The organism is Nocardia sp. NPDC058497 (assembly GCF_042720195.1).
Lineage (GTDB): Bacteria > Actinomycetota > Actinomycetes > Mycobacteriales > Mycobacteriaceae > Nocardia.
Window position 1 is genome coordinate 1 of record NZ_JBHXMY010000588.1, and the last position, 3,573, is coordinate 3,573.

5 protein-coding genes are annotated in these 3,573 nt (G+C 68.7%); 3 read left to right on the forward strand and 2 right to left on the reverse strand.

Annotation, left to right across the window (positions count from 1 at the left end; genetic code table 11):
• The first annotated feature begins 24 nt into the window (after positions 1-24).
• Positions 25-444, forward strand: coding sequence for a DNA polymerase III (locus ACFWPJ_RS27690; protein ID WP_378855662.1), 420 nt, complete (start codon positions 25-27; stop codon positions 442-444).
• Between the two features lies 1 nt (position 445).
• On the opposite strand, the gene ACFWPJ_RS27695 is transcribed toward ACFWPJ_RS27690, so the two are convergent.
• The gene (locus ACFWPJ_RS27695) at positions 446-829 is read right to left on the reverse strand and encodes a PaaI family thioesterase (protein ID WP_378855664.1); all 384 of its coding nucleotides are present in this window, start codon (positions 827-829) and stop codon (positions 446-448) included.
• Positions 830-1,211: 382 nt separating this feature from the next.
• Between ACFWPJ_RS27695 and ACFWPJ_RS27700 the strand changes: the two genes are divergently transcribed.
• Entirely contained in the window at positions 1,212-1,724 is a 513-nt protein-coding gene (locus ACFWPJ_RS27700; protein WP_378855656.1) for a L,D-transpeptidase, read from the forward strand.
• Positions 1,725-1,772: 48 nt separating this feature from the next.
• On the opposite strand, the gene ACFWPJ_RS27705 is transcribed toward ACFWPJ_RS27700, so the two are convergent.
• Entirely contained in the window at positions 1,773-2,663 is an 891-nt protein-coding gene (locus ACFWPJ_RS27705; protein WP_378855658.1) for a MerR family transcriptional regulator, read from the reverse strand.
• Between the two features lie 71 nt (positions 2,664-2,734).
• On the opposite strand from ACFWPJ_RS27705, the gene ACFWPJ_RS27710 reads away from it, so the two are divergent.
• Complete coding sequence (locus tag ACFWPJ_RS27710) at positions 2,735-3,340, forward strand: maleylpyruvate isomerase family mycothiol-dependent enzyme (RefSeq protein ID WP_378855660.1); 606 nt, start codon at positions 2,735-2,737, stop codon at positions 3,338-3,340.
• Positions 3,341-3,573: the final 233 nt, after the last annotated feature.

The window sequence follows — 3,573 nt, forward strand, 5'->3', positions numbered from 1 at the left end:
ACGCGTGTGAGCAGTCACGGGATTATGGTGCGGCCAGCCCGTTCCGCTGTGAGTGAGTTCTGTACTGATCTGACCGGGCAGACGCAGGAGCAGGTCGACGGTGGGGTGGAGTTCGACGAGGCCTGCCGGCTGCTGGCTACCGAGTTCGCGGCAGGGTCGCGGGCGTGGGCGAGCTGGGGTGACTACGACCGCAAGCAGTTCCGGAGCCAGTGTGCGGCGACGGGGGTGCGGTATCCGTTCGGGCGGCTGCACACCAATGCCAAGCAGGTGTTCGCCGAGTCGTACGGATTGCGCAAGCGGCAAGGAATGGCCGGCGCACTGCATATCGCGGGCCTGCCGCTGGAAGGCCGCCACCATCGCGGCGAGGACGACGCCTGGAATATCGGGGCGCTGGTCGTCGACGTCCTCGGCCGCGAGGGATGGCGGATCACCACCGAAGAGTGAGTCAGGCGGCGAGGTTCTGCAGGCGGACCTGGCCGCGGGCGACGGTGCGGCCCTCGGCGTCGGTGATCACCACGACCCATAGCTGCTGGCTGCGGCCGCGGTGGATGGGGGTGGCCTCGCCGGTGAGGATGCCCTCGCGGACCGCGCGCAGGAAGTCGGTGTTGTTGTTGACGCCGACGACGGAGCCGCGCTCACCGAACCAGACGCCGGCGCCGACGCTGGCGAGGGTCTCGATGACGGTGCAGTAGACGCCGCCGTTCTGGATGCCCGCGGGCTGGTGCAGCTGCGGGCGCACGTCCCATTCGCCGCGCACCCGGTCGGGGCTCACCTCCGTGAAGCGCAATCCGATGAGATCGGTGAAGGTGCCTTCGCTGGCCTTGGTCATCAACTCCGGGGTGATCTCGGCCAGGGACAGGGTGTTGTCGGTCATACGCTCCGGTCTACACCATCGCCTTCGGCGCCCGGCACCCCGGGAGACGAAGCGGCGGACCCCGTCACTGGGACGGAGCCCGCCGCGGCAGGAATGAGGGGGTCGACCGCAGCCCTCGGGACCACCGGCTCATCCATACGCCGAGATGAGCATAGGTCAGGCTTACCTAAGTGGTCAAGTGCCACGCCGAATGCGACGCCGTGGGCTTGCTCAACACGATCGCAATACTTCATGATCACTGATACCTCTATGTTTCCGAGGCTTGTGTCGATGTTGAAAGCTCATGTTCTGGGCGCACGACGGCCAGGGGTGGGCGCGGCGAGAGAGGCAAGATTTCGTGAGTAGTAGTCGTATCCCCCGCTGGGCTGTGCAGGCGGCGATGTGCGCGGCGGTGGCCGGCGCGGCTGTCGCGGCACCGGTGCAGGCCGAACCACTGTGGCCTGGCGGTCCCGATGTTCCCGGTGTTCCGGCCATCATTCCGGCGCCGGAGCCGGAGCCGGTTGTGGCGCCGTGCAGTGAGAAGGCGCGGGCCTGTCTGCAGTTGTCCACCAACAATGCCTGGCTGATGGACAACGGCAAGGTGACCTTCGGGCCGAGTCCGATGTCGCACGGCAGGCCCGGGTATGAGACCCCGCCCGGTGTCTTCAAGGTGGCGTTCAAGAAGCCGTTCCACTGGAGCACCCTGCACAACGCGCCGATGGAGTACGCGATCTTCTTCAACGGTGACATCGCCTATCACATCGGCCCCACCGAGGAGCAGTCCCACGGCTGCATCCGGTTGACGCCCGAAGGCGCCAAGGCGCACTACGAGTGGCTGGAGCCGGGCGACATCGTCGAAGTCGTACCGTGAGTTCGCGGCGGTGAGCGAGGGGAGGCCGGATCGTCGGCCTCCCCTTTTTCATGGGGTCGAGACGGCGAGCGCGTCGAACAGCCACAGGTGCGCGGCGCCGGAGGTCACCGTCTCACCGGTGAGGGTCGCGGTGAGCTGCCAGTACCGCCGGAGTTGGTCGGCGCCTTCGGTATCTGCCAGGAGTCGCCGTCGGAAGGCGGGGGTGTCGGCGAGACCGCGTGCGGTGGCGTGGGCGTCGACGTAGTGGTCGAGTTCGGCGCCGGGTGTGGGCGCGTGGCCCGCGGCGACCAGCGGCGCGGCCGACAGGCAGGCCTCGGCGACCTCGGAGAGCAGGCGGCGTTCGTCGCGGACGCCGGGGATGCCGCGGTGGCGGATGGTGTCGAACATGGCCGCGCTGAGTGCCGGATTCGTCACGGTGGCAACGAGTTCCGCGTAGGCGATGAGGTGTTCCGGGTGCGCGTCGGCGGCGGGTTCGGGGACATTCATGTCGATGAAGTCGTCGATCACCGTCGCGGGCAGCGGGGTGAGCTGACGGCGCCAGAAGCGGCCGAGCGCGTCGCGGGCCGCCTGCGGATCTGTCACGGCGGCAAGCAGATTCATGCTGTCGGGCGCGCAGTGTTCGACCGCGCGGAGTAGCGATCGGCGGCGGCTCAGCGCGTCCAGTTCGTGGTCGAGGGCGGCGCGTTCGGCCGCGATCACCTCGTCGATCGACCGGGTACCGGCCAGCACGTCGCCGATCGCGGCCAAGCCGATGCCGAACGAACGTAGGCGGCGCAGCAGCATCAGGCGCTCGGCGGCCGCGGGGTCGAACACCCGATGACCGGCCGAGGTGCGCTGAACCTCGAGAAGACCCTCGTCGCAATAGAACCGGATCGTGCGGACCGCGACGCCCGTGCGCGTGGCGAGTTCGCCGATCGTCAGACGTGTGCTGTCGGTCACAGTTGCTGGCACCTCCACCTCGGTGGAGTTCCTACGGTACCCACGACGGCCGATCTGAAGGAGACACCACTATGACCGAACAGCACGCACATGCCGATGCGATCTGGCAGACGGTGGCCGCGGAACGCGCGAGCCTCGTCGATATGCTGCGTGAACTGCCCGAATCCGCCTGGGATACTGCCTCGCTGTGCGACGGCTGGCGGGTGCGGGATGTGGTCGCGCATCTCGTGCTGGCCACGCAGGTCACGATCGGTTCGCTCGTCGTGAACGTGATCCGGGCCCGCGGGAATCTCGATCGCCTCATCCACGACACCGCCGTCCGGCTCGCCGACCGGACGTCGACCGCCGATCTGCTGGACGACCTGCGCGCCACCATCGACTCCCGGATCACCCCGATCGGGACTACTCCGATCGACCGGCTGATGGACCTGCTGGTGCACGGCCAGGACATCGCGATCCCGCTCGGCATCGACCGGATCATGCCGACGTCGGCCGCGCAGTGGTCGCTGGAACGAGTGTGGACGATGGGTACGCCGTTCCACGCCCGCCGACGACTCGCCGGGTACGCCCTCACCGCCACCGATACCGGCTGGACCGCGGGCTCCGGCACCCCACTCACCGGTACCGCCGCGGAGCTGCTGATGGTCGTAACCGGGCGCACGTCACCGGGCCGCTAGTTTCGACGTCAGCCGACTGCGCCGCGGGCATGCGCTGAGCATTCACTCCTGGCTCCGGCTGTCCAGATGTCGACCGATCGACGGGAGAGTGAACGTTCAGCGCGGAACCCCGGGCCCCCAATGGGGGGGCCCCCCGCAAGCGGGGGGGGGGGGGGGGGCACACAAACGCCCCGTTAAAACCCCCCGCGGGGGCCCCCCCCCCAAAACCCCCCCCCCCGCCCGCGCCCGGCAGG

Coding starts and splice junctions, on each gene's coding strand:
- ACFWPJ_RS27695 (WP_378855664.1), bottom strand. CDS start 829: ATGACCAAGGCCAGCGAAGGCACCTTCACCGATCTCATCGGATTGCGC.
- ACFWPJ_RS27710 (WP_378855660.1), top strand. CDS start 2,735: ATGACCGAACAGCACGCACATGCCGATGCGATCTGGCAGACGGTGGCC.
- ACFWPJ_RS27690 (WP_378855662.1), top strand. CDS start 25: ATGGTGCGGCCAGCCCGTTCCGCTGTGAGTGAGTTCTGTACTGATCTG.